Origin of the sequence: Hallella mizrahii, assembly GCF_009695775.1 — a bacterium.
Classification (GTDB): Bacteria; Bacteroidota; Bacteroidia; order Bacteroidales; family Bacteroidaceae; genus Prevotella; species Prevotella mizrahii.
In genome coordinates this window covers 96,707-121,625 of the sequence record NZ_VUNG01000003.1, presented here as the reverse complement: position 1 = coordinate 121,625, position 24,919 = coordinate 96,707, and the positions used below count along the sequence as shown (strand labels likewise).

Here is a 24,919-nt window from a genome sequence, read left to right as displayed (position 1 = left end):
CACAATAACATTGTCAGCCTGACAGCATTACAGCCCGCCACGCTCTAATTTGTCTTGCTTTCTGACAATTTTCCGCCTCTGAGAATGCGATTTTTTTGAGCAGACACTACTCTGATTGGAAAATCGCGATTCTGGAGATTTTTTATAAAACACTAAAAGACAAGCACTTGTAATTTATTGACATTTGATTTCATCGCCAAATGTCTTTTTTACGCTGTCAAAACACTGAGATGACCTTGTCATCTCAGTGTTTTGACCTCATCATCTCAGTGTTTTGACAAGGTCATCTCAGTGTTTTGACAAGGTCATTCCACTGTTTTGTCGAAATTTCCATGTTTTTGTGGGGATTACACAAGCCTTTTCCAATTAAAAGCCTTCATTGCTCTCTCTAGAATGAAAGCGAAACATGACAGACTTTTGTAAAGCCAATTCTACAACTGTCCAGCCTCCACGAGGAGCACGACGCGCTCTGTGAGTCTGTCGACGCCCTTGGGCTCATAGTCTTTTTTCAGGCTGGCACCAAACACCCATGCGAAAGCTTGCCAGAAGCCGGCACGCACAGGACCGAGAAAGGCCTTGATGAGGTCATAGCTGGAACTGTTGCATTCACGGTAGACAAGCTTGATGAGCAACTTGCCCTGACTGTAGGTGAGCTTCTTCATGCGTGGCGTGTATTCCTTCCTGATGGCCGCCTCTACACGCTTCATGTGCTCGTCCTTGGCCTTCTTGTTGGGCAGTGTCTCGAGGTAATCGCCGGTCTCGATGATGATGCGATTGACTTCCTTGGCAATGGGCAACACTTTCTTCACATTGTAGACCAGGCGGTTGAAGGCAGCACGCTCCTGAGCGTTCTTGAAAACGGGCTGAGTGAACACCCACACATTGTTGAGTTCCACATACTGGATGGAGTCGCGCCCCATGAGCACCTTGCCCACCTTCACCATCGGCACGAAGGTGGGGTTGTCCATATCCACCTGCATGTCCTCGGGATTGACATGGCCCGGATGGTCGATGTCACCCTGTGCATGGGCGGCAACCACCATGCAGAGACACACGGCAACCAGCGCGACATGCTTCCACATTCTGATGATGTAATTTGCAACCTTCATAACAGCCGCAAAATTACACAGTTTTGGGCTGATACGGAAATAAATTAAGTTATATTTTGATGACTTCCCCGCTGTCAGCGCAAAATCATCTGACACAGCTAAGTTTTTTTCTGCACCTACGCCAATAAGAAAGAGATCGAAAACAAACTCAAAGAAGAGAGAATGACAGAATTGAGAGTTTTAAGAGAGAATGAATTGAAAACTTTCAAGAAACCTTAATTCCAACAACCAAGCGCGTAACTTATTATTAAGTCAAGCACACAGCACGACAGGCCGTCGCGGCATGGAAAAGAAATCACATAACGCACCGCCCTCACTCTCAGCGCTCCATCACCCGCCTGTATTCTTCCAACATCTGTTCTGCCACTCGGTTGCCCTCGAAGCGACGCACATATTCGCTGCCAAGCTGCGCCACGCGCCGGCGCTCGTCGTCATCGGCGAGCAGACGGTTAAGAGCGTCCGCCATGGCATCGCTGTCGTCGGGATCTACATAGCTGTTGTCAGGTCCGCCGGCCTCTTCCAGGCACGATCCCGTGGCAGCCACCACAGGCAGTCCACTCTGAGCGGCCTCGATGACGGGCACGCCAAAACCCTCGTAGCGCGAAGGATACACAAACACGTCGGCCATCTGATAGAGAGCTGGCAGATCAGCGTTGGGCACACCGTGGAGCCAAACGATGCGGTCGTCGACACCATGGTGGGCTGCATACTCCATCACCTCGTTGGTGTAGGCGGTCTTGCGCCCGACGATGACCAGATGTTCCCGGCGGGGCAGCTGGGGCAAGGCTTTCACGGCGAGCATCACATTCTTGCGCTCTTCGATGGTGCCGACATTGAGGATATAGTGGTCGGGAAGCGCATAGCGGCGACGCACGGCCGCCCGCTCACCGTCGCCGGCGGTGCGCCGGAAGTCGCCGCTGCAATTCTGATAGATGACATCAATGCGGTCGGCGGGATAATCGGAGTAGTAGAGAATGTCGCGCTTGGTGCATTCGCTGATGGCAATAATGCGGTCAGCCTCGCGCAGCGTGCGGTAGAACTTGCGGCGATAGAGCATCACGTCGAGCCGATGATAGTATTCGGGATGGCGCAGAAAGATGAGATCGTGGATGGTCACCACAGTCTTGATGCCCGAGCGACGTATGCCCTGAGGCAGTTCGCCGGTGAGTCCGTGATACAGGTCGATGCCGTCGCGCTGCAGATCCGCCACAATGCCCTTGCCACGCCACAGGTCCTGAGCCAGTCGCCAGTGCTTGCCCGAATAGGCAAACCGCAACCGCCCTGAGGCGTGAACCTGACTGCGCAGGTCGGCCTGCCCTTCGTCGGGAGCATAGAGCACGATTTCGGGACAGTCACTGCTGCCGGTCAGCGCATTGACCAGATTGCGACCATAGCTTCCTAAGCCCGACGCATTGCGCACGATGCGCTTCGCGTCCATTCCTATTTTGATGTTCATGCTACAAAGGTAATGATTCTTTCCCAATAATATAGGTGGAAGAAAGGAAAAAATAGGGAAGTGCTTTGCTGTTACAAGATAATTGCTTATTTTTGCAAGTAACCAAAGAAAACACATGGAAGAAAGATAAACAACCAAATGCACGCGATGAACAACAAGATATCAGTGGTGATCAACACCTACAACGCCGAGCGACATTTAGCGGAAGTACTCGACAGCGTGAAAGACTTCGACGAGATCGTGGTGTGCGACATGGAGAGCACTGACCACACCCGTGACATCGCGCTCGCCCGGGGATGCCGCGTGGTGACGTTTCCCAAAGGGCAATATGCCATCTGTGAGCCAGCGCGCGATTTTGCCATCCATCAAGCTACCTACAGTTGGGTGCTGGTGGTGGATGCCGACGAACTGGTGACACCCGAGCTGCACGACTATCTCTATCAGCGCATTGGCACCGACGATTGTCCGCAAGGACTGTTTATTTCGCGTCGCAACCGCTTTATGAATCAGTTGAAAAAAGGTACACCCGGCGACGACCAACTGCGGTTCTTCATCAAAGAAAGGACGACGTGGCCTCCTTATGTACATTCCATTCCGCAAGTCAAAGGCCGCGTGGAGCATATCCGTTGGCAACCGGGGCTGAATCTCGTGCACCTGGCGGAGAATTATGTCAGAGACGTGGCTGAAAAAAACAACCGCTATTCCGACAACGAAGTGGAGAAGCGCGCCAACAAGCACTATGGGGTGGCCGCCCTGCTGTTGCGTCCATTGTGGCATTCCTTCCGCGACTATGTTCTCTCCGGCGGATTCCGCAATGGCGTTGCCGGACTGATCCACAGCACACTGATAGGCGAATACCAATTCCTGTTAGTTGCCAAGATCATAGAACGTGACCTGCTCAACAAAAAGAAACAGTAGAAAGGACTGCCTGCCGGCAGCCCTTTCTACTGTTTATATCTATTTGCCGCATCTCTTCCCGTTGTACACAACCGTGCCTAAACAAGGTTTCAAACCGGAACCGTGGCCCATCTGTCAGCGTTGTCCCCTCAGTTTCCTTTTCAATCGGGGAATAGGATGAGAGAATAGCGAGGTCGCACCGGTCACACGAATAAACGCTTTAGGACTCACGCGCATGATGCATTGACGAAGATAGTATTTGGTGCCAAGACTGACTGGAGAGTACCAGGGAAAAGCCTTGATGGCTCTGCGGATGTCGTGAACGACTTTCATCTTCTCATGAAAGCTGACATTGCTGCGCGAGATGTCCTTGCACAACTTCAGAAAGACATGAATGGTATAGGCGTCTACTTTTTTCTGATGCTCTTCCAACAAGTGATTACGACGTAGAAAATCATAGCGGTCCAAAACCACCCGGAACAGTGTCGCATTGATCTTCAGACTTCCTGTGCTATGGAGAATACTGCCGGGACGCTGCCGGTAATGATAGAGTGGCTCATGCAGCAAAGTGATCCTCTTGGCGTGCGACATCCATTTCAGGATGGTGGAGTGATCCTCAAAGATGTCGCAATAGATGCGCTCCTGAGGTATATTGCGTTTCATCATATAAGTCCACATGTAGCACGAAATGCGATCACAATAGATGCGAAGCAATGCCTCGGCGGTGCTGAGGTTTTCTATATGCTTTTCATGCGTATGACAATAGGTCTGCTTGTCTCCCGTATTGCGATAGTAATCGATGATGACCACGTCGCTTTGCTGCTGTTCCATGGTCTCCATCATGCGTTGCAGCAGATTGGGCTCGAGCCAGTCATCGCTGTCGGCAAAATAGATATATTCTCCCGTGCAGACATCCAAAGCATGCTGCCGGGCCAAAGCAAGGCCCTGATTTTTTTGATGAATGACCTGTATACGCCGGTCACGCTGTGCATAGTCATCACAGACAGCAGAACCACCGTCGGTGCTGCCGTCATCGACCAAATAGAGTTTCCAGTCCTGAAAAGACTGGGCAAGAATAGAATCAAGAAACTCAGGTAAATAAGGCTTTACCTGATACACGGCGGAGATAATACTCACCTTTTCTTTCATGTCTATATTAAAAGTTTTGAATGATGAACTGATTAATTTCGAATGATGAAAACAGATGATCTTTGAGTTATAAACCGGTGTCACATAAGTTATGAGCCGGTGTTATATATGAATTGCAAGTTGTTTCTGACGAGTCATTACTTTATGCAACGCAAGTCGCAAGTCTGTTTTTGATTATTTTCTACCGTCTTCCACGAGCGGCCGTCTGGCGGTATGCAAAGGATGAAACTCCGCCTCTCTCAATGTATCTTTCTGAACAGCTCGTCGAAATGCCGGAAACATTGTGGGGTGAGAGGCTGTTCCGGATTCTCTATCCAATAGAGTGGCACATTATGATACATCGAGGCGACAAGGGTAAACGTGCTGGGAGCGCCGATGAGGGCATCGCAGTGCGAGAGCAGACAGAGGTCCTCACCGGGATTGCCGTCGGGAAAGCAAACGTGTTCCGCTCCTAATGTGTCGATATACAGCTGTCTGTTGAGCTGAGGATCATTGCCGCAGATGTAGACCATCACCCGTCGGTCAGTGTACAAGGCCATCGTCTGCCGGATGATGTTCAGGTATTGCTCGTCGGTGTAGAGGTAACGTCCGCCTTGCCAAGTGGCATAATCTCCACGACGGATGTGCACGCCCAAACGTATCACGCCACCCGTGCCAGGCTTTGCAGTGCCCTCTGCCTCACGCATACGCCGGGCCGCCACGGCCTCGACATCATCGTGGAAAGCAAAGAGGCGGATGATCTCCTGCTTGTATTTCATAAAGAGATCGTAGAAGCGCACGCCCCAGCCCTCTGCCACACAATGGCGATGGCGGAGCAACGCTTGTTCCTGCTGTGTCGTGTCGCCTTCGTGAAAGGGAAAGGTGACGACGGGCAACAGATGGAGCTTCGCGCCGTATTTGCCCATCAGATACCAGGCCATACTGTGATGGGGCGTGTCGCAGATATGGAAATAGCGGTATTTATAGGCGAAGCGCATGGACAACGTGGCACGGTGGTGCTCGCGTCCCCATGCATAGAGATGAGCATATTGCAGGATGTTGTTACACATCCGTCCTTTATCCCTGACAAATATCATAGGCTGTTGATGACTGTCTTATTGTTTGAAAGCGGCGATGTATCAGTTGATTCCTTTCTCGCGCTTGATGACATCAAGGTCGCGCAGATCCACCTTGCCCGTGGCGGCATTGTATCGGATGTTGAACTCGGCGCGGGTGCGCTTCCATCGGTTGTGGCTCCAAAGATACAGGCTGGGCTGCTCACGAATGTTTTCCTCCAAAAGCCGGAAGTAAGCGTCAGTGATCTCAAAGTCCTTGCTCTTCTTGGGCTCCAGCGTGATGAGCTTCATCTCGCAGGTGTAATAGCCGCGCCGCGTCCGCCGCATGTAAGCGTAGAAGCAGGCTTCGTTGGTATGCTTGGCGATACGCTCAGCTCCTGTGAGCACCGGCGTGTCGTGATGGAGAAAGTCTACCCAGTGATGGATATTGTTCCAGAAAGGCACTTGGTCAGCAATGTAGCCCACGACGATAGCTCGGTGGGTCTTGCCGAAACTGATGATGCGACGCAACGACTCCATCATCGGGATGCACAGCGCATGGTGGCGCTCACGGGCACGAAGGAAAAGACTGTCGAAATAAGCGTTCTCCAAGGGATGGTAGATCTCGCAGCACTGCACGTCATCAGCCACCCATAAGGGCAAGGAGGTCATATACTCCCAGTTGAAGAGATGACCGAGATAGACGGCAATGCTCTGATTGTTGTCCAAACACTGCCAGAAACTTTCCGGTGCGGAAATATGCATGCGTCGCTTGAGTTCTTCCTTGCTGATGGTCATCATCTTGATGGTTTCCATCAGATAGTCGCAGAACTGACGGTAGAAAGCCTGCTCGATCTGCCGCAATTCCCGCTCGCTTTTCTCGGGAAAACTTTCGCGGAGATTCTTCCAAATCACTCGGTGCCGGTAATGCACCAACCGCCCCGCAAGGAGATAGAGCAGGTCGGAGAACACATACAGCACGCAGAAAGGCAGCAGCGACAGCAGATACCACAGTCCCGCCACGATGAGGTAAGCAATATAGCTAAAGAACTTTTTCATGGGTGCAGTCTGTCATGAACCATACGATACATATACTGATAGATGATCGCCTTGAGCTCACGCTCCATCTGTGCCTGTTGGGGCACGCGACCGACAAGGTTGTGCTGCATCAGCAGGTCGGTGAGCTTATACATGCCCACGACTTTGTTGCCGTCGAACTGCATGGTATAGCCGTGCTTGACATACTGATAGATGCCGTTGAGATAGTTGACGGCATAGGTGTCATCGTCGGGCGTGGTGAGCAGGTTGCAGCCAAAGCTGAGGAAGGGTTTGTCATAGCCCAAGGCACCGAGCACCGTCGGCAGGATGTCGATCTGCTGGGCTATGGCATTGCGCATACCGGGCTTGACGAGCTTGGCCGTTGGATCATAGACAATGATCGGTGAGCAGAAACCGCCAATGTCGGTCTGGTATTGCGCGTGGTCGCTGAGATTGGTATGGTCACTGGTCAGCACAAAGATGGTATTCTTGAACCACGGCTGCTTCTCGGCCTCACGGAAGAACTTGCCGATAGCCATGTCGGTATAGCGGATGCACTTGTGGATGACAATGCCCTCCTCGGGATACACCTTTTTATATTTGTCGGGAATGACATAAGGCGTATGCGAGCTCACCGTGAAGCAAGCCGACATAAAGGGCTGCTTCATCGTTCCGAGCTTGGCACACCAGTATTGCAGGAAAGGCTCGTCCCAAATGCCCCAGTGACCGTCGTACTGCTTGTCACCGCCAAAACGGCTGTCCTGGTCGAAGTCCTGACGGCCATAGTATTGCTGGAAGCCCACCTTCTTAGAGAAAGCCAGGAAACCCATCGAACCACGGTTGGCACCATGGAAGAAAGAAGTGGTGTAGCCCTCCTTGTCCAACAATCCTGCCATGCTCGTGTAGCTGTTCATTGATGACGGCGTGAGCACAAAGGGCTCCTTGAACATAGGTATGCCGCAGAGCACGGAAGGCATGCCATCGATGCTCTTGCGACCGTTGCAGAAAGAGTAATACCACACGGCGCTCTTCTCGATGAGCTTGTCGACATTGGGCGTGTAGCCCTTGTACTTACCGCCAAAATACATCTTGTTGAGTCCGCCGATATACTCCCGGCCAAAGCTCTCAACAATGAGCACTACCACATTCTTGCGCTTCATGGTGTCCGGGGCATTGACGGTTTGAAGATTGTGAATCGGCGTGAAGACCTTGCCGGCCTCATCGAGACTGGAATAATAATTGGGCACTTCAAACACGTTTTTGTTGATGGTGCGGATAAGAGAGAAAGGCGTATTGAGCACCAAAGCACATTCGGTAGGACGGTCTACGTACTCGTTGGCATTGTTGATGGTGATCGGACGGGTGCCTGAAGCCCATCCTCCACGACAAGCCCCCACGGTCATATAGCCCGTGAAGACCAACAGCACGGTGTAGACACCCGTATAGGTCAACCGCTGCTTCACGGTGAGCAGCTGCCTGGCATCGGTTCGCGGCATGACATAGAGCTTCCAAGCAAGCCATACCACCACGACAGCCAACAAAAGCAGATACCAATGACCCAACAGCTCGCCCCAAAAGACATCTCCCAAATTGGTTTCGTTGCGGAACTCATGGAAGACACTCGTCGTGGTGCGGCGCAGGGTATAGGGAAAATAAACCGAGTCGCACAGATTGATAACCAGTGCTATCGTGTTCACCACGATGAACAGCCACTTGCACACGCGGTGATAGACAGGTGTCTCTTTCAACCATAAAGGGAAGAGCATCATCAGAATATAGAGCGAATTGGTGTAGGCTATGGCAGACTTGTCAAAAGGCAGGGAACCTGCAAACAGGCTACACAAATGGCTGAACGTCAGATTTTCTGAAAAATAGCTGTAGTTTTCCAACAGAAACTCCACACGGGCGATGAAGTACATGCCCAAGGCAATGAGCAGATTGAGCAGTAAGGCTACAAACGGACCTATCCATCTGCATGATCTTGTCTTTGAATTGTAAACTCTTACCATTTGACTTATATCTTATACTTTAATCTTTTGTCTGCAACTTAAAACTTATTCCCATTTCTTATCGGTCTCATGCAGAGACGCACTGCCGTGCTGTCTTCTCCCTGGGAAATCGCGTGATCAGCTCTGCATGTCGTGGAGTTTATGATAATAGCCATCCTTTTCCATGAGTTCATCATGGGTACCGCTTTCTACGATCTGCCCCTCATGGATGACATAGATCATGTCGGCGTTCTTGATGGTGGACAGACGGTGGGCAATGGCAACAGTGGTTCGGGTCTTCATCAGTTTGAAAAGCGCATCCTGCACAAGACGCTCGCTCTCGGTGTCGAGAGCGGAAGTGGCCTCATCAAGAATGAGGATGGGAGGATTTTTCAATATGGCACGGGCTATGCTGATACGCTGCCGCTGACCACCGGACAGACGTCCGCCACGGTCACCGATGTTGGTATCAAAGCCATGCTCCGACTCCATGATGAAGTCATAGGCGTTGGCGATCTTCGCCGCACGGATGACATCTTCCTTACTGGCGTTGTCTACACCGAAGGTGATGTTATTATAGAAGGTGTCATTAAACAGAATGGCTTCCTGGTTGACATTGCCGATGAGCTCACGAAGATCGTGGATGCCGAGATCCTTGACATTGATGCCGTCGATAAGCACTTCGCCTTCCTGTACATCGTAATAGCGCGGAATGAGGTCGACCAGCGTTGACTTTCCGCCACCGCTCTGCCCCACGAGGGCAATGGTCTTGCCTTTTGGAATGGTCAGATTGATGTGGCGGAGCACCCAGTGTTGGTTTCCGTTATCATCGTGATTGTAGGCAAACCCTACGTTTCTGAACTCAATATCGTGCTCAAAGCTATGAATGTGTACCGGATGCTTGCTTTCCTTGATCTCTACCTCTGCCTTCAGAATCTTGTCGACCCGCTCCATGGAAGCCAGACCTTTGGGAATGTTATATCCGGCCTTGGAAAACTCTTTCAGCGGATTGATAATGGAGTAGAGCATCACCAGGTAATAGATGAACTTGGGGCCGCTGAGCGTATGGTTGTTGAGAACAAGGATGCCACCGACCCAAAGCACGATGATGATCATCACCGTGCCGAGAAACTCGCTCATCGGGTGGGCAAGCTGCTGTCGGATGTTCACGCGCATGATGTCGTCGCGGTAGCTGCTGTTGATGCGGTCAAAGCGTTGGTTCATCTTTTCTTCCGCACAGAAGGCTTTAATAATGCGCAATCCGCCCAGTGTCTCCTCGACCTGGCTCATGGTGTCGCTCCACAGTCCCTGTGCCGTCATGCTGCGCGCCTTGAGCTTACGGCCGACAAAGCCCATGAACCAGCCAAAGATCGGAACAAAGACAATGGTGAACAACGTGAGCTGCCACGATACGACAAGCAGTGCCGTGAAATAGGCAATGATCAAGATAGGATTTTTGAACAGCATATCCAGACTGGCCATGATGCTGTTCTCGATCTCCTGCACGTCACCACTCATGCGGGCGATGATGTCACCCTTACGCTCCTCTGAGAAGAAACCAAGGTGGAGGGAAGTGATCTTACGGTAAAGCTGGTTGCGGATATCCCGCACCACACCCGTACGGATGGGAATGACGGTGGCTGAGGAAAGGAAATAGGCCCCTGTCTTCAACGCCGTCATGAACGCAAGCAGCAAGCCGATGGCCAGCAACGTATTGGCAGAACCATACTCAGCAATGAAGCGCTCTATATAATAATAGGCGTTGTTGGTGAGCATGTTGGTGAGCTCACCAACCGAGTGCACACTGTCCCAGCCGATAAGGCTCGTGACCTGCTTGACATCCGATGTCTTGAACAGGATTTGCAAGATGGGGATGAGCGTCATAAACGAGAAGATGTTCAATATCGCGGAAAGGATATTGAACACGATGCTCAGCACCAGAAACTTTTTGTAAGGCGGCACAAAGCGCCGCAATACTTGCAGAAATTCTTTCATAAACAGTTTTTTGCTTGTTTGTCCCTGCCTTGCTTACAAGACCGAAAGCCTTGACACTTGCTCCGACAGTCCTTTACTGGCTGATGACTTCTCCCATGAGTGTGGCTGACGATGAGCCTGTGATGCGCACCATAACGCGCTCGCCGGGATGATGAGTGCCGCGTGCGATGACGACAGCCTTGTTTTGCGGTGTGCGGCCCATGAGCTGATCGTGGGAACGCTTGGCATAGCGCTCGAGGAGCACCTCGAAGGTCTTACCCTCGTCGAGCTTGTTGCGCTCGGCCGAAATCTCGGTTTGCAAGCGGATGAGTTCGTTGAGACGGCGAATCTTCTCTTCCTCGGGCACGTTGTCGGGCAGGTGCTTGGCAGCATAGGTGCCGGGACGCTCACTGTACTTGAACATGAAGGCGGCATCATAGCCCACTTCACGCACAAGACTCATCGTCTGCTGGAAATCTTCCTCGCTCTCGTCGTGATAGCCAACAAAGATGTCGGTCGTCAGACCACAGTCAGGAATGATACGGCGAATGGCAGCCACCTTGTCGAGATACTGCTGCCGTGTGTACTTGCGGTTCATCAAGCGCAGTACCTTATCGCTGCCGCTCTGTGCCGGAAAATGGATATGGTTACAGAGGTTGGGCTCGTCGGCGATGGCATGCAGAATATCCTCGGTCATGTCCTCAGGATTGGACGTGGTGAAGCGCACACGCATGTCGGGTACGCTCTCGGCGACGCGCCGCAGAAGTTCGGCAAAGGAGCAAACGTGGAGCTCGGTGCCGTCGGCCTCGTTGATGATGATGCCGTTGTCGGGTCGCTGCCCGTTGGGCAGCAGCCCATAGCTGTTGACGTTTTGTCCCAAAAGGGTGACCTCCTTGAATCCTTTGTCGTGGAGGTCACGCACTTCGCGCAAGATACTCTCCACGTCGCGCGAACGCTCACGGCCACGGGTATAGGGTACGATACAATAGTGGCAGAAGTTGTTGCAACCGCGCATGATGCTGACAAAACCACTCACATGGGCAGGCCCCACACGCAAGGGCATGACGTCGCGATAGGTCTCAGTGGTGGACAACTGTACATCCACGGCTGGCTGACCGACCTCTACGGCTGCCACCATCTCGGGCAAATGGAGATAGCTGTCAGGACCACACACGAGATTGGCATGATGGTTCTCTATCAAGTCGTTCTTCACGCGCTCGGCCATACAGCCCAACACGCCGAGGATCGGCTTGGGATACCGGGCTTCGGGATTGTCGTGGGCGTGGCGACGCTGCTGGGCGAAAAGAGTGTCGAGACGATGATAGATCTTGTTCTCGGCGTTCTCACGCACTGAGCAGGTATTGAGAAACACCGCGTCGGCATCTTCTTCATTGTCAGTGGGTTCGTAACCCGCCATCTGCATGACGGAGGCAACGACTTCGGAGTCGGCTACATTCATCTGGCAGCCATAGGTCTCGATATAGAGTTTCTTGCTCATTCTGTATATGCGTATGTTATAAGACTGCAAAGTTACGAATAATTCCGCTGATATACAAAACTTTAGTTGTTCTTAAGCGAGCTTTATCAAGAAATGTCAGCGAAAAGATGTACCTTTATGTAAAGACATTGCTTTCGTTGAAAAGCAGAAATAATCTCAAGAGGATAACATTCCCTACACCAAATGGTCTTGATAACAATTGACGCGCCATACATAATAATAAGGAGTTCCTGACGTTTTAATAAGGCTATGTCAAAGAAAGAACGTTTCGACAGTTATTCCCATATCCTTAAGTACATCGGCCTCTTTGGTGGTGTGCAGGCATTAAGTATTGGCGTAGCATTGGTACGCAACAAGTTGGTGGCCCTCCTTCTCGGCCCTGGCGGTATGGGACTTGTCTCGCTGTTCAATTCTACCGTGAGCTTGGTTGCCGACCTCTCCAGCTTTGGTATCGGGCTCAGTGCCGTACAGAGCATTTCCAGGGCTTACGATCAGGGCGACACAGAGCGCATATCGCGGTCGGTCAACGTTGTGCGCTATTGGAGTGCCGTGCTGGCATTGATAGGCACCGCTCTCTGTATTGTGCTCAGTCCGTTTCTCAGTTGGTTCACCTTCTCATGGAATGGGCACACCCTCCACTTCATCTGTCTCTCTCCCATCGTAGGACTCACCATCATCACCGCTTGCGAGACGGCCATCATCAAAGCCGTCCGCGAATTGCGTCACTTGGCTTGGGTGACCTTCTACAACATTTTGGGCGCGCTCGTCGTCTCCGTGCCCATCTATTATTTCTGGGGAATGAAAGGCATCGTGCCCTCGTTAGTGCTCATGGCCTTTATACAGTTTCTGCTTACCATCCGTGTGTCTTACCATCTCTATCCCCTTCGCCTGCATTTCTCCAAAGCTCTCTTCCACGACGGACTGGGGATGATCCGGCTCGGAACAGCTTTTGTCGTCGCCGGACTGTTCACGTCCGGTACCGACTTCTTCATCCGCAGTTATCTCAACAACGTCGCCGGACTGGATATCGTAGGCCTCTACAATGCTGGCATCATGATGACGCTGACTTATGTGGGCATGGTTTTCTCTGCCATGGATACCGACTATTTCCCCCGGCTGTCGGGCATCAAAGACTTAGGAGTGACCTTCAACACCACCGTCAACCGCCAGATTGAGATGATCTTCCTGATGGTCTCCCCCCTCCTCGTTGCCTTTATCATCTTTCTGCCCATCATTCTGCCACTCCTCTATAGTGGGAAGTTTATGCCAGTACTCGGCATGGCGCAGGTCGTGGTCCTGGCGATGTATTTCCGCGCCGTGGAAGTCCCGATAGAATATATCACCCTTGCTCGTGGCGACTCGCTGTCCTATCTGCTCATCCAAGCCGTCTATGCCGTTCTCTTTGTCGGTCTCGTCATCGTGGGCTATAGCTATTTCGGACTGGTCGGTGCCGGTATTGGCGTCACGCTGACCACCTTTGTCTATCTTGCCTTCATCCTCCCCTTCTCCAAGTCAAGGTATGGCTTCCATCTCTCTCCCAGCGTCATCGGGTATGTCGCGGCCCAGTTGCCAATCGGTCTTCTGGCTTACACCGTTACATTTGTCGACCGTCCGATTGTCTACTGGCCGTCGGGCATTGCTCTCTGCGCGGTCAGCACACTCATCAGCCTGCATTTCGTCCGCAAGAAAACCCACCTATGGGAGAAGGTGGCTGGAAAATTTAAAGTGATGATCAAGCTTTGGTAATCATCAGAAAACAGCAACGGCCCATCCTCAGAAAGGATGGGCCGTTGATTAGTTACTGTTGTTTACTTACTATCACGTCAGAACGTCACGCCGACATTGAGGTTGAAGCAACCCGTGCGGGTGTCCTCGAAATCGTAGTGGCCAATGTTTGCCAAACCGATATCATAGCTCACGCCGAGGTAGAGCATTTGGAAACTCACGCCACACCCCAGGCGCAGTCCACCATCGAAACGCTTGAAGCTCGCCTGGTCGTCACTGAAACTGGAGTAAGCCTCGCGGTGGCCATAGTCCTTGATCTTGCCGCCTACACCTACCGCCAGATAGCCGCCGGCAAACGGTTCCACCGAGATGTCGGGCGTAGCCAAGTATTTATATTTCAGCAACAGCGGCAGTTCGAGGTATTCCAGCCGGTAGGTGAACTTATTGCCGTCGTAGTTGCCTTTACCGCCTTTTTCCACGTAGGAGAGTCCGGTTTCAAAGAACAGTGGAGCAGCACTGGTGAGCTGTGTGCCGACCACGGCACCCACGTCCAGTCCCGTGCGCGCGTCGCTACCGTCAAGCACGGCGGCGTCAGAGTTGACCGTGGCTACCGCCATGCCCAAGCGAAAGCCGAAGTAGACATTGTTGCCATAGCCGTAGACTGTGCGGCCATTGTTGTAACGTCCATGCTGGCGGTAGTACTCAGCACGCTTACTGGGCGGTATAGGACGCCCGTCGGGATAATATTGTGCTGCGGCAGGCAGCGTCAGCAACACGGCAAAAGCCAGAAACAGAATCTTTTTCATCTTTTCCATATTACAATACGATTGATACAGACCACCCCGTAAGAGGTCTATGTAATAAACATCACAAAGTTAGTCTGTTTCTGATAATGCCCCTACGGGGAAAAACCTATTTGTCGATAGGCTTTTCCCTCTTTTTTCTCTCTTTGGCAACCTTATTTCTTGAAGCCCAGCTTCTCGCAGAGCTCCTTCATACCCTCTGACGCACCTTTCTGAATGTGCGTGAACTTACCATTAGGCGCATTGAAGACCGGATCAGGATCGATCAGATAGACCGGACATCCCTGTGGCGCATACTGCACGAGTCCGGCAGCGGGATATACATTGAGCGACGTGCCGATGATGACAAAGATGTCGGCTTTCATCGCCTCGCGCGCTGCCGGTTCAAGCATCGGCACGCTTTCGCCAAAGAAAACGATGAACGGACGGAGCAGCGAACCGTCACCGGCTTTGGTGCCGGGCTCCACGTCGCTATGCTCGGGCGTGAGTTGCTGGATATAGCGTTCGTCGTAGGGATCGATACTCGAGCACACTTTGGTCAACTCGCCGTGCAGGTGGATGACATGCGTGGAGCCTGCCTTCTCATGAAGATTGTCCACGTTTTGTGTCAAGACGCTGACATCGTAGTCCCTCTCCAGGGCCGCGATGAGCCGGTGTCCCTCGTTGGGCTCAGCCTGCCAAAGCTTCCGGCGCAGCATGTTATAGAAGTTTGTCACCAATGTGGGATCAGCCTCCCACCCTTCGTGCGAGGCTACCTGCTCCACCGGATAGTTCTCCCACAGTCCGTCATTACCACGGAATGTCTTAAAACCACTCTCTACCGACATACCGGCACCAGTAAGGAAAACAATTTTCTTCTTCATCTTCTTATTGCCTTTAGAACTGTTATTATACCACAAAAATAATATTTTTTTCGCAATATGCCGCTTGTTCACAATTAAAAATAGTATCTTTGCATATTATTTATAATTAGCTTCAAACAACAGAAATGGACAAAACAAGTTACGCGCTGGGTATGAGCATTGGTCATCAGCTCCAGCAGATGAACGCAACCGAACTGAATATCGACGATTTTTCAAAGGCTATCCGTGACATCTTTGCGGGCAAGGCTGCCATGAGCGACATGGACGCTCAGGCTGCCGTTCAGGCTTTCTTCCAGCAGAAAGAAGAGGAGCAGGCCAAGGCCGCACAGGCTGAGGGTGAGAAGTTCCTTAAGGAAAACGCTAAAAAGCCAGGCGTGGTTACCCTGCCCAGCGGACTGCAATATGAAGTGCTGCGCGAGGGCGACGGCAAAAAGCCTAAGGCTACCGACCAGGTGGAGTGCCACTACGAGGGTACGCTCATCAACGGTCAGGTCTTTGACAGCAGCTATCGTCGTGGCGAGACAGCTACTTTCCCCCTCAACCAGGTCATCAAGGGCTGGACAGAAGGCTTGCAGCTCATGCAGGAGGGTGCCAAGTACCGCTTCTATATCCCTTACACGCTCGGCTACGGAGCCAACGGTGCCGGTCAGGCCATTCCGCCTTATGCAACACTGATCTTCGACGTGGAACTCATCAAAGTGAAATAACAAAAGATACAGAATAAATCATTAACCAATGAAAAGTTTGAAAGTATTGGCTGCTTTAGCCATCGCCGCTGCCACATTCTCAGCCTGCGGCAATTCCACTCCCAAAGCCAACCTCAAGACTGATGTCGACTCGCTGAGCTACGCCATCGGTCTCGCACAGTCGCAGTACGTGCGCCAGGCCATCCAGCAGGGTCAGGTTATCGACACAACCTACATGGACGAGTTTGTGAAAGGTATCAACGAAGGTGCCAACGCCGGCGACGACAAGAAGCGCGCCGCATATATCATGGGTCTGCAGATCGGCCAGCAGATCGCCACACAGCTGGTCAAGGGTGTCAACCACGAAGTCTATGGCAACGACACCACCAAGACCATCTCTCTTAAAAACCTCCTTGCCGGCTTCGTCACAGGCGCCACTGGCAAGAAAGGCCTCATGACTCCGGAGATGGCCAACCAGGTTGCTCAGACCAAAATGGAGATCATCAAGAGCAAGACCATGATGAAGGAATACGGTGCCAACAAGGTCGCCGGTGAGAAATTCCTCGCTGCCAACAAGAAAAAACCGGGAGTTGTCACTTTGCCCTCCGGCCTGCAGTACAAGGTCATCAAGGAAGGACACGGCGCTATCCCGACAGACACTACTACCGTAAAGGTCAACTACGAGGGCCGCACCATCGACGGTAAGGTCTTCGAAAGCTCCTACACCAACGGCCAAGGCCCTGTCACCATCCAGCCCAAGCAGTTCATCCCCGGCTGGACACAGGCTCTGACCCATATGCCCGAAGGTTCTGTATGGGAGGTCTACATTCCGCAGAGCTTAGCCTACGGTGCACGCGAGGCCGGACAGATCAAGCCTTTCTCTACCCTTATCTTCAAGATTGAGCTGATCAAGGTAGGCGGCAAGTAATCAGCCTGCCGTTCCAGTCACGACAAAAATATCACCCCCCTCCAGGCTGCGCTCCCCAAGGAGACAGTCAGAAGGGGGATTTTTAAACCATAACTCAACAATGAAAAAGATTCTAACCATAGCCACGCTGATCGTCTCAGCACTTGCCATCCTCCCCGCTCAGGCCGGCAACAACAAGAAAAACAAAAACAAGGACAAGAAGGCAGCCGCCTGTACAGAAGCCTGCTGCGCTCCCGTGAAGCTCACTTCCACCTCCGACTCCGTCAGCTACGCCGCCGGATATGCGGCCACACGCGGTCTGATGCCCTATCTGCAGCAGCGCTTGCATGTCGACACAGCCTATATCAACGAGTTTGTACGCGGTTTCCGTGAGGCTGTCTCCAAAGCCAAAGATCCAGCCTACGTCGCTTACCAGGCAGGAACAACCATCGCACAGCAAGCCACAGAAAGCATTCTCCCAGGCATGGGACGCGAGTTCAAGGACACCAAAGACTCTCTGCAAAGCAAACTCTTCTACGATGGCTTCCTCGCTGCCGTCAAGGGCGACACCACTATATATAAGGAGGCTACAGCCGCTAAATATTTCGAACAGAAAGCCGAAGCTGTCCGCAACGCCAAAAACGCTGCATGGAAAGCCGATAACGAGAAATGGCTCACCGACAACGCTGCCAAGCCGGGTGTAGTAACTTTGCCCGACGGACTGCAGTATAAAGTGCTCAAGGCCGGCAACGGTCCCAAACCGACAGCAGACCAGACCGTAGAAGTGAAATACGAGGGCAAAACCATCGACGGCAATGTCTTCGACGCTACCGAGAAGCACGGCGGAAAAGGCACCGACAGCTTCCGTTGCGACCAGGTCATCAAAGGCTGGACAGAGGCACTGACCCAAATGCCCGTGGGTAGCAAATGGGAAGTGTATATCCCGCAGAACCTCGCCTATGGCGAAAGAGAAGCCGGACAGATCAAACCCTACTCCACACTGATCTTCACCATCGAACTGGTAGGTATCGAGCAGCCCAAGGCCAATGACACGAAAGCCGACAGCACGAAAAAAAGCACTACAGCCAAGAGCGCACCTGCTAAAAAGACCGGCAAGAAAGGACGGAAATAATATGCCGTTTTTATCCAAACGGCTATAACAGAGAGGATAACGAACAGCTAAAAAGATTAATATCCTTTACTAAATGCACGAATATTGCAAAATATTCGTGCATTTTGTTGTCTATCTCGTTTTATTTACCTACTTTTGCTTATTGGAAACAAGTTATACATTATATAATTACCTATGCAGATGGACAAAATCGACAACTTGGATAAGAAAATCCTTTCTATCCTCTCAAAGAATGCACGTATTCCTTTCAAGGACGTTGCAGCCGAATGCGGTGTCTCGCGTGCCGCCATTCACCAGCGTGTACAGCGCCTTATCGACAACGGTGTGATCCTCGGAAGCGGATTCGACATCAATCCCAAGAGCCTGGGATACAGCACCTGCACCTACGTGGGACTGAATCTGGAGCGCGGATCGATGTACAAAGACGTTGTCAAGCGGCTCGTCAACATCCCCGAAATCGTGGAGTGCCACTTCACCACAGGCCCCTATACCATGCTCATCAAAGCCTATGCGCGCGACAATGAGGAGCTAATGGATCTGCTCAACAACAAGTTGCAGACCATCCCCGGCGTTGTCTCCACCGAGACGCTCATCTCTCTCGAGCAGAGCATCAAGCGGGAAATGCCGGTCAACCATGACTAATTAGCAACAAACGTTTCTGATTTGCCAATGAGCATAGCCTACGCAGAAGAGACTATGCCATGGCGAGATTAGGTCGAATGAAATTCAAAAGCTTTTCTCTGGCGCAAAACCTCAACGAGGTCTACGCCTCCTTCCCCGAAGCGCAACAGAAGCCGCTCATCGGTCTGACGACCAATTTCAATGACGGCGACGCTACGATTCGGGACAAATATTATATGCAGGTGGTCAAAGCCGGCGGCACGCCGGTACTCATTCCACCCGTCGACGACAACGACACTCTCGTCAACACACTCGAGCATCTCGACGGACTGCTGCTCACCGGTGGCGCTGACTTCAACCCGCTGTGGTGCGGTGAGGAACCGGCACCACAACTCCACCATATCAACGCACAGCGCGACCGCGCCGAACTCATGCTCACCCGCCTGGCCTACAACCGTCAGATACCTATGCTCGGCATTTGCCGTGGCATACAGACGCTGGCGATGGCACTCGGGGGAAAGGTACGTCAGGACATCGCCCTGACCAATACCGACCGCATGAACAGTCCCGTGAAGCACTCACAGGACGCTGACCGCCAGGAGCCGACACACTCGGTAGACCTCGTCGAGGGTTCTGTCCTCGCCAGTCTCTACGGTTGCCAGCACATCTACGTCAACTCGTTCCACCACCAGGCAGTAGGAGAGCCGGGCGAGAAGTTCCGCGTGACCGCAAAAGCCCCCGATGGTGTCATCGAAGCCATTGAGAGCACTGAGTTTAAAGGCATCATGGGCGTGCAGTGGCATCCCGAATGGCTCGGCGAGGAAGGACTGCCCGTCTTCCAATGGCTCGTCAGAGAGGCTGAGCTGTTCCACAAAGCCAAAGAGCTCCACAATCGCATCCTGACGCTCGACACCCATTGCGACACACCGATGTTCTTCCCGCAAGGCGTACGCTTCGACCAACGCGACCCACGCATTCTCTACGATCTGCACAAAATGACCGACGGACGGCAGGATGCCGTCATCATGGCGGCTTACCTGCCCCAGCCAAAACTCGGACAGCAATTCTCGCAGACTGTCGACATCGCCGGCATTCTCAAACACAACCCCGACCTGCAGGGCATCAGCAGCCAACTCTCGCCGATGGCCTACGCCGACCTGATCTTCGACAAACTCGAGCGCATCGTCGACGAGCAAAGCCAGTATATCAGCGTGGCCCGCACACCCGCTGACCTCTATGAGGACAAGCGACAAGGACGCAAGAGCATTATGTTTGGCATCGAAAACGGACTGGCTCTCAACCACGATGTCGCCAACGTGCGCCACTTCGCGCAGCGCGGTGTGGTATACATCACGCTCTGCCACAACGGCGACAACGACATCTGTGACTCGGCCCGCGGCTGCAACACCCACAACGGCGTGTCGCAGTTTGGCGAGAAAGTCATTCAGGCTATGAACGACGAAGGCATCATGGTAGACCTCAGCCACGCTGCTGAGAAGTCGTTCTACGACGCCCTTGACATCAGCCGCACGCCGATCGTTTGCTCCCACAGCAATTCACGCGCACTCTGCGACGTGCCCCGCAACCTCACCGACGACCAGTTGCGCGCCCTCGCCCGCAAAGGCGGTGTAGCCCACATCACGCTCTACCATGGCTTCCTGCGCAAGGACGGCGAGGCCACCGTGCTCGATGCTATCGAGCATCTCGAGCACGCTATCGACATCATGGGCATTGATCACGTGGGCATTGGCACCGATTTCGACGGCGACGGCACCGTACGCGGATGCGCCGACGCATCGGAACTGATCAACTTCACCATGCAGCTGCTCCGCCGCAAATACAGCGAGCGTGATCTCGTGAAGATTTGGGGAGGCAACTGGCTGCGCGTCATGGCGCAGGTGCAGGCCGTCCGCAACCAATAAAACATGTTTGTAGAATCGTAAACAACGATGACCCGAAAAAATAGATCCATCCTTATCGTGACAAGTTGCTTATGTGTGGTCGCTGCCCTGGCAGTGGCCTTTTGGCCGGCAAAGACGGCATCGGTCGACGACACCGAGGATACAGAAGAAACAGAAAAGGTAGCCCCCGTAGGACCCGCCTTCAACGCTGACTCAGCCTACGCCTATACTCAGGCACAATGCAACTTCGGACCCCGCGACATGAACTCCAAGGGCCACGACGCCTGCGGCGAGTGGATCGTAGCACAGTTTGGGCGGCTCGGCTGCAAGGTGACACGACAGAAAGCCGATCTCAAAGGCTACGACGGCACCATCCTCCACAGCATGAACATCATGGCCAGCTACAATCCAGCAGCAACCACGCGCATCATGCTCTGCGCTCACTGGGATTCGCGTCCCTGGGCCGACAATGATCCCGACTCCGCCAATTGGCACAAACCTATCTTGGCCGCCAACGACGCTGCCAGCGGCGTGGCGGTGATGCTGGAACTGGCAAGACTGCTCGCCCAAAAAGGCGTTGCTGCCCAACTGCCGCAAAACCTTGGCGTAGACTTCGTGTGCTTCGATGCCGAAGACTGGGGCACGCCACAGTGGAGCGACAAACAAGATGACGGAAGCTCGTGGGCACTCGGCGCGCAATATTTCTCCGCCAACCTGCCGCAAGGCTACGCTCCACGATACGCCATCCTGCTGGATATGGTCGGCGGACAGGGCGCGCAGTTCTATCAGGAAGGTATGTCGAAACAGTATGCGCCCGAAATCGTGAAGAAAGTGTGGCGCGCTGCCCGCCAGGCCGGATTTGGCAGTTTCTTCCCGAAAAGCGACGGTGGCATGATCACCGACGACCATATACCCGTCAACCAAACGGCAAAGATTCCGTGTATCGACATCATCCCCTATTACCCCAACTGTCAGCAGAGTTCCTTCGGACCAACGTGGCATACGCTTGCCGACGACATGGAGCATATCGACAAAAACACGCTGAAGGCTGTCGGGCAAACGCTCGTGCAGGTGATCTTCAGCGAGAAATAAAAAAGAATATTGTTGGATAAACTGACAATTTTCCGCCCGCGTGGCTGCGTTTTTTTCAACGAAGCTGTCTCTCGGCCCTAATTTCGCGATTTTCAGGCAGTTTTTCGTAAGTATGTTATAATCAGCGAGTTATGATTACTACGACATGATAACTACTTTAAAAAGGTACTTTTGCGGTAGCATTTCTATATGTAATGCCCGTAAAAGTACCTTTTTCTTGTTGTCATCTCAGTTGTTTCACCCGGTCATCTCACTTGTTTCTCATGGTCATCTCAGTTGTTTCTCTTGGTAAAACAACTGTTTTCTATCTCACCAATCTCAAATTTGAGCTTCACCCCCTCCTTTTTTCCCTATTTCTCCACAAAAATTTCTCTAGAATGCACGCCTAAACAGCACGTGTTTTGTCAAAAAGTTGGTAAGCAAAGGCGGTCAAAAACACACTCCCTAAAAAACAAGATGAAAGGCAAAAAAAAAGCGCCACCAAAAGGTGCGCTTTTTTTTGTATTGCGACGATAATTGTTTACATTATTTGTTCACGGCATTCTCGAATTCAGATCCTGCGTTGAACTTAACGACCTTTTTGGCAGCGATCTGGATCTTCTCACCTGATGCGGGGTTGACACCCTGGCGAGCAGGACGCTCCTTGACGGCGAATGTACCGAAGCCAACCAACTGTACCTTGTCACCAGCGACCAGCGCTTCCTTTACGGCAGCGATTGTAGCATCCAAAGCTTTTTTTGCACTCTCAGCGTTCAGGCCTGCGCCCTCTGCAACCTTTCTTACTAATTCTGACTTGTTCATAATTTTATTCTATTTGGTGATTATTTAGTCTGAGTGAAACAAACACGCTGACAAATATAGGGCATTCCTTTCACAAAACAAACAAAAAAATAAAAAAAATGAGATGGAGGTTGAAAAAAAGCCCTTATTCGCTGTGTTTATAGCTATATCAGAGACTTTTTTCGTAATTTTGCAGCAGTTTTCATGCATTTCCATATAACAACAACGAAATCACCGTATCATGTTCAGAATACCAACAGTTACAAAGAATCTGCTTATCATCAACGTCCTGGCATTCCTTGCCATGAAGCTGCTTCTGCCTGTCACTGGCGTTGACCTCAATGACCTCTTTGGCTTGCACTTCTTCATGGCCTCCAATTTCCAGGTCTACCAGCTCGTCACCTACATGTTCATGCATGGCGGATGGGAGCATATCATCCTCAACATGTTCATGCTATGGATGTTCGGTGCCGTCGTCGAGCAGGTGTGGGGTGGAAAGAAGTTTCTTTTTTATTACATTTTCTGTGGCGTCGGTGCCGGTGTGATGCAAGAGATCGCACAGTTTTTCTGGGTCTATTTCATGCTCGACGGACAGCAGGCTCTCAGTCTGGGAGACTCGATAGGGGTCATGCATCAACTGTCCACACAGCTCAACGGGCTGACCACCGTGGGTGCCTCGGGCGGCATCTATGCACTGCTGCTCGCCTTCGGCATGATGTTTCCCGACGAGAAGATGTTTATCATCCCTATTCCCATTCCCATCAAGGCCAAGTGGATGGTTCTCGGTTCCATAGCCATCGAGTTCTTCTCCGCACTGTCCATGCCCGGCAGCAACGTGGCTCATCTGGCCCATCTCGGCGGCATGATCTTCGGATATTTCCTCATCCGCTATTGGAGAAATCATCCCGGACAGTCTTACCGACCCGGCAACACGCAGTTTTTCTCCAATCTCAAAGCCAAATGGGACGCACGCTCGCAGCAGCACAGCCACAATGAGCACAGCGGAAACCCCGACTGGGACTACAACGCCAACAAGAGAGCCAACCAGGAAGAGGTGGACCGCATCCTCGACAAGATACGCAAGAGCGGGTACGACAGCCTCTCTCACGAAGAAAAGCAAAAGCTCTTCGACCAAAGCAAGAAGTGATGAGGAAGATCAAACAGGTCACGCTTCAGATCATTGCAGGGGGCAACATAGCCACCATCATCATATTGCTGATGACAGGATATTCGGGATGGCTGCGTCCCGAGACCTTCCCCATGCTCAGCAACATAGGCTTGCTGTTGCCTGTGCTCATCGTCATCAATCTCGGCTTTCTGGTCTTTTGGGTGCTCATCAAGTCGCGCGGCATGCTCATCCCCATCGTCGGTTTTCTGATCAGCTATGTTCCCGTCAGACAATACTGCCCGGTCAACATCCCTCAGAGTGCGCCGGCCGGCAGCTTCAAAGTGCTGTCATACAACGTCTGGCAGTTCGGCGATGCCAGTCATCCCAACCCGATTCTAGAGTATATCAAAGCGCAGAAGGCCGACATCGTGTGCCTGCAAGAGGCCAACATCAACGCCCTCGGCGGACAATATGTCGACTCAGTGATGCAGAGCGACTATCCCTTTCGCGATACCATCATGCACGGCGGCGATGTCGTGGCAATGTTCAGCAAGTTTCCCATCCATGGCAAGGAGCGCATACAGTTTGAGTCCAAGGGCAACGTGAGCGCGGCTTTTCGCGTGCAGATACAAGGGCGCACCGTCATCGTTATCAACAACCATTTGGAGAGTACCGGCCTCAGTCCCGAAGAGAAAAGTGACTTCAAACTCATGGTCAAGGGCGACCTGTCCTCCGACACGGCACGCCATGTCTCGAAAATGCTCATCAAGCAACTCGGAACAGCCACGAAGAAACGCGCACCGCAAGCCGAGGCCGTGGCACGCTATATCGCTTATCACCGCGGCACACCGATCATCGTCTGCGGCGACTTCAACGACAGCCCCGTGTCATACGTCCACCGCACCATCGCCAAAGGCCTTACCGACTGCTATGTCGCCACCGGCAACGGACCCGGCATCAGCTATCATGTCAACGGATTTTTCGTGCGCATCGACAACATCCTCTGTTCCGACGACTTCACGCCCTACGATTGCCATATCGACCGCTCCATCAAGGCTTCGGACCATTATCCTATCGCTTGTTGGCTGAAAATGAGCAACAAACACTAAAAACATTCGCTAAAATTTTCTAAAGCGTGAAAAAATAACTATCTTTGCA

General features: G+C 52.2%; 21 protein-coding genes. 10 read left to right on the top strand and 11 right to left on the bottom strand.

Translation table 11 applies throughout. The annotated features are described in order from the left end of the window. Positions 1-431 precede the first annotated feature (431 nt). Together FYJ73_RS02425 and FYJ73_RS02420 are read right to left on the bottom strand one after the other, a co-directional pair. Positions 432-1,043, bottom strand: coding sequence for a DUF4294 domain-containing protein (locus FYJ73_RS02425; RefSeq protein ID WP_235899191.1), 612 nt, complete (start codon positions 1,041-1,043; stop codon positions 432-434). Between the two features lie 385 nt (positions 1,044-1,428). Further along, complete coding sequence (locus tag FYJ73_RS02420; protein WP_154533127.1) at positions 1,429-2,565, bottom strand: glycosyltransferase family 4 protein; 1,137 nt, start codon at positions 2,563-2,565, stop codon at positions 1,429-1,431. Positions 2,566-2,712: 147 nt separating this feature from the next. Here FYJ73_RS02420 and FYJ73_RS02415 point away from each other — a divergent pair, with 147 nt between their 5' ends. Then, complete coding sequence (locus FYJ73_RS02415) at positions 2,713-3,483, top strand: glycosyltransferase family 2 protein (protein WP_206081668.1); 771 nt, start codon at positions 2,713-2,715, stop codon at positions 3,481-3,483. A gap of 114 nt (positions 3,484-3,597) precedes the next feature. Here the strand turns inward: FYJ73_RS02415 and FYJ73_RS02410 are convergent, their stop codons facing one another. The 6 genes from FYJ73_RS02410 to miaB all read right to left on the bottom strand — a co-directional run bounded on the left by FYJ73_RS02410 (position 3,598) and on the right by miaB (position 12,143). Further along, positions 3,598-4,611, bottom strand: coding sequence for a glycosyltransferase family 2 protein (locus FYJ73_RS02410; RefSeq protein WP_154533125.1), 1,014 nt, complete (start codon positions 4,609-4,611; stop codon positions 3,598-3,600). 239 nt (positions 4,612-4,850) lie between these two features. Next, entirely contained in the window at positions 4,851-5,687 is an 837-nt protein-coding gene (locus FYJ73_RS02405) for an alpha-1,2-fucosyltransferase (RefSeq protein ID WP_154533124.1), read from the bottom strand. 42 nt (positions 5,688-5,729) lie between these two features. After that, a complete protein-coding gene (locus FYJ73_RS02400) occupies positions 5,730-6,704 on the bottom strand; it encodes a lysophospholipid acyltransferase family protein (protein ID WP_154533123.1) in 975 nt (324 codons plus the stop codon). Beyond that, a complete protein-coding gene (locus tag FYJ73_RS02395) occupies positions 6,701-8,692 on the bottom strand; it encodes an LTA synthase family protein (protein WP_154533122.1) in 1,992 nt (663 codons plus the stop codon). The genes FYJ73_RS02400 and FYJ73_RS02395 overlap by 4 nt, the downstream gene beginning before the upstream one ends. Positions 8,693-8,809: 117 nt before the next feature. Then, a complete protein-coding gene (locus tag FYJ73_RS02390) occupies positions 8,810-10,666 on the bottom strand; it encodes an ABC transporter ATP-binding protein (RefSeq protein WP_154533121.1) in 1,857 nt (618 codons plus the stop codon). Between the two features lie 73 nt (positions 10,667-10,739). Then, the gene (gene miaB / locus FYJ73_RS02385; protein ID WP_154533119.1) at positions 10,740-12,143 is read right to left on the bottom strand and encodes a tRNA (N6-isopentenyl adenosine(37)-C2)-methylthiotransferase MiaB; all 1,404 of its coding nucleotides are present in this window, start codon (positions 12,141-12,143) and stop codon (positions 10,740-10,742) included. A gap of 249 nt (positions 12,144-12,392) precedes the next feature. On the opposite strand from miaB, the gene FYJ73_RS02380 reads away from it, so the two are divergent. Next, the gene (locus tag FYJ73_RS02380) at positions 12,393-13,889 is read left to right on the top strand and encodes an oligosaccharide flippase family protein (RefSeq protein WP_154533117.1); all 1,497 of its coding nucleotides are present in this window, start codon (positions 12,393-12,395) and stop codon (positions 13,887-13,889) included. A gap of 77 nt (positions 13,890-13,966) precedes the next feature. On the opposite strand, the gene FYJ73_RS02375 is transcribed toward FYJ73_RS02380, so the two are convergent. Together FYJ73_RS02375 and FYJ73_RS02370 are read right to left on the bottom strand one after the other, a co-directional pair. Beyond that, entirely contained in the window at positions 13,967-14,674 is a 708-nt protein-coding gene (locus tag FYJ73_RS02375; protein WP_154533167.1) for an outer membrane beta-barrel protein, read from the bottom strand. A 152-nt stretch (positions 14,675-14,826) separates the two neighbouring features. Next, the gene (locus FYJ73_RS02370; protein ID WP_154533116.1) at positions 14,827-15,534 is read right to left on the bottom strand and encodes an SIR2 family NAD-dependent protein deacylase; all 708 of its coding nucleotides are present in this window, start codon (positions 15,532-15,534) and stop codon (positions 14,827-14,829) included. Between the two features lie 125 nt (positions 15,535-15,659). Here FYJ73_RS02370 and FYJ73_RS02365 point away from each other — a divergent pair, with 125 nt between their 5' ends. The 6 genes from FYJ73_RS02365 to FYJ73_RS02340 all read left to right on the top strand — a co-directional run bounded on the left by FYJ73_RS02365 (position 15,660) and on the right by FYJ73_RS02340 (position 21,873). Continuing rightward, positions 15,660-16,241, top strand: a complete 582-nt coding sequence (locus FYJ73_RS02365) for a BamJ family beta-barrel-assembly machinery protein (RefSeq protein WP_154533114.1) — start codon at positions 15,660-15,662, stop codon at positions 16,239-16,241. A 28-nt stretch (positions 16,242-16,269) separates the two neighbouring features. After that, positions 16,270-17,148: a BamJ family beta-barrel-assembly machinery protein gene (locus FYJ73_RS02360; RefSeq protein ID WP_154533112.1), complete on the top strand. Its 879-nt coding sequence runs from the start codon at positions 16,270-16,272 to the stop codon at positions 17,146-17,148. A 100-nt stretch (positions 17,149-17,248) separates the two neighbouring features. Continuing rightward, positions 17,249-18,259: a BamJ family beta-barrel-assembly machinery protein gene (locus tag FYJ73_RS02355; RefSeq protein ID WP_154533111.1), complete on the top strand. Its 1,011-nt coding sequence runs from the start codon at positions 17,249-17,251 to the stop codon at positions 18,257-18,259. 180 nt (positions 18,260-18,439) lie between these two features. Next, positions 18,440-18,901: an Lrp/AsnC family transcriptional regulator gene (locus tag FYJ73_RS02350; protein ID WP_154533109.1), complete on the top strand. Its 462-nt coding sequence runs from the start codon at positions 18,440-18,442 to the stop codon at positions 18,899-18,901. 77 nt (positions 18,902-18,978) lie between these two features. Continuing rightward, positions 18,979-20,802 carry a membrane dipeptidase gene (locus tag FYJ73_RS02345; protein ID WP_154533108.1) on the top strand — a complete coding sequence of 608 codons (1,824 nt, stop codon included), beginning with the start codon at positions 18,979-18,981 and terminating at the stop codon, positions 20,800-20,802. 27 nt (positions 20,803-20,829) lie between these two features. Then, complete coding sequence (locus tag FYJ73_RS02340; RefSeq protein ID WP_154533106.1) at positions 20,830-21,873, top strand: M28 family peptidase; 1,044 nt, start codon at positions 20,830-20,832, stop codon at positions 21,871-21,873. Between the two features lie 525 nt (positions 21,874-22,398). On the opposite strand, the gene FYJ73_RS02335 is transcribed toward FYJ73_RS02340, so the two are convergent. After that, entirely contained in the window at positions 22,399-22,674 is a 276-nt protein-coding gene (locus FYJ73_RS02335; protein ID WP_154533104.1) for an HU family DNA-binding protein, read from the bottom strand. A 220-nt stretch (positions 22,675-22,894) separates the two neighbouring features. On the opposite strand from FYJ73_RS02335, the gene FYJ73_RS02330 reads away from it, so the two are divergent. Both FYJ73_RS02330 and FYJ73_RS02325 read left to right on the top strand, forming a co-directional pair. Next, complete coding sequence (locus tag FYJ73_RS02330) at positions 22,895-23,800, top strand: rhomboid family intramembrane serine protease (protein WP_154533102.1); 906 nt, start codon at positions 22,895-22,897, stop codon at positions 23,798-23,800. Further along, positions 23,797-24,870 carry an endonuclease/exonuclease/phosphatase family protein gene (locus FYJ73_RS02325; protein WP_336509566.1) on the top strand — a complete coding sequence of 358 codons (1,074 nt, stop codon included), beginning with the start codon at positions 23,797-23,799 and terminating at the stop codon, positions 24,868-24,870. Before FYJ73_RS02330 ends, FYJ73_RS02325 begins: the two co-directional genes overlap by 4 nt. Positions 24,871-24,919 lie beyond the last annotated feature (49 nt).

What these genes read in the sequence shown, in the direction of transcription:
- FYJ73_RS02425 (WP_235899191.1), bottom strand. Translation starts at nt 1,043, where the DNA reads ATGGTGGTTGCCGCCCATGCACAGGGTGACATCGACCATCCGGGCCAT.
- FYJ73_RS02350 (WP_154533109.1), top strand. Translation starts at nt 18,440, where the DNA reads ATGGACAAAATCGACAACTTGGATAAGAAAATCCTTTCTATCCTCTCA.
- FYJ73_RS02380 (WP_154533117.1), top strand. Translation starts at nt 12,393, where the DNA reads ATGTCAAAGAAAGAACGTTTCGACAGTTATTCCCATATCCTTAAGTAC.
- FYJ73_RS02370 (WP_154533116.1), bottom strand. Translation starts at nt 15,534, where the DNA reads ATGAAGAAGAAAATTGTTTTCCTTACTGGTGCCGGTATGTCGGTAGAG.
- FYJ73_RS02410 (WP_154533125.1), bottom strand. Translation starts at nt 4,611, where the DNA reads ATGAAAGAAAAGGTGAGTATTATCTCCGCCGTGTATCAGGTAAAGCCT.
- FYJ73_RS02330 (WP_154533102.1), top strand. Translation starts at nt 22,895, where the DNA reads ATGTTCAGAATACCAACAGTTACAAAGAATCTGCTTATCATCAACGTC.
- FYJ73_RS02420 (WP_154533127.1), bottom strand. Translation starts at nt 2,565, where the DNA reads ATGAACATCAAAATAGGAATGGACGCGAAGCGCATCGTGCGCAATGCG.
- FYJ73_RS02340 (WP_154533106.1), top strand. Translation starts at nt 20,830, where the DNA reads ATGACCCGAAAAAATAGATCCATCCTTATCGTGACAAGTTGCTTATGT.
- FYJ73_RS02390 (WP_154533121.1), bottom strand. Translation starts at nt 10,666, where the DNA reads ATGAAAGAATTTCTGCAAGTATTGCGGCGCTTTGTGCCGCCTTACAAA.
- FYJ73_RS02335 (WP_154533104.1), bottom strand. Translation starts at nt 22,674, where the DNA reads ATGAACAAGTCAGAATTAGTAAGAAAGGTTGCAGAGGGCGCAGGCCTG.
- FYJ73_RS02355 (WP_154533111.1), top strand. Translation starts at nt 17,249, where the DNA reads ATGAAAAAGATTCTAACCATAGCCACGCTGATCGTCTCAGCACTTGCC.
- FYJ73_RS02405 (WP_154533124.1), bottom strand. Translation starts at nt 5,687, where the DNA reads ATGATATTTGTCAGGGATAAAGGACGGATGTGTAACAACATCCTGCAA.
- FYJ73_RS02345 (WP_154533108.1), top strand. Translation starts at nt 18,979, where the DNA reads ATGAAATTCAAAAGCTTTTCTCTGGCGCAAAACCTCAACGAGGTCTAC.
- FYJ73_RS02365 (WP_154533114.1), top strand. Translation starts at nt 15,660, where the DNA reads ATGGACAAAACAAGTTACGCGCTGGGTATGAGCATTGGTCATCAGCTC.
- FYJ73_RS02360 (WP_154533112.1), top strand. Translation starts at nt 16,270, where the DNA reads ATGAAAAGTTTGAAAGTATTGGCTGCTTTAGCCATCGCCGCTGCCACA.
- FYJ73_RS02395 (WP_154533122.1), bottom strand. Translation starts at nt 8,692, where the DNA reads ATGGTAAGAGTTTACAATTCAAAGACAAGATCATGCAGATGGATAGGT.
- FYJ73_RS02400 (WP_154533123.1), bottom strand. Translation starts at nt 6,704, where the DNA reads ATGAAAAAGTTCTTTAGCTATATTGCTTACCTCATCGTGGCGGGACTG.
- FYJ73_RS02375 (WP_154533167.1), bottom strand. Translation starts at nt 14,674, where the DNA reads ATGAAAAAGATTCTGTTTCTGGCTTTTGCCGTGTTGCTGACGCTGCCT.
- FYJ73_RS02415 (WP_206081668.1), top strand. Translation starts at nt 2,713, where the DNA reads ATGAACAACAAGATATCAGTGGTGATCAACACCTACAACGCCGAGCGA.
- miaB (WP_154533119.1), bottom strand. Translation starts at nt 12,143, where the DNA reads ATGAGCAAGAAACTCTATATCGAGACCTATGGCTGCCAGATGAATGTA.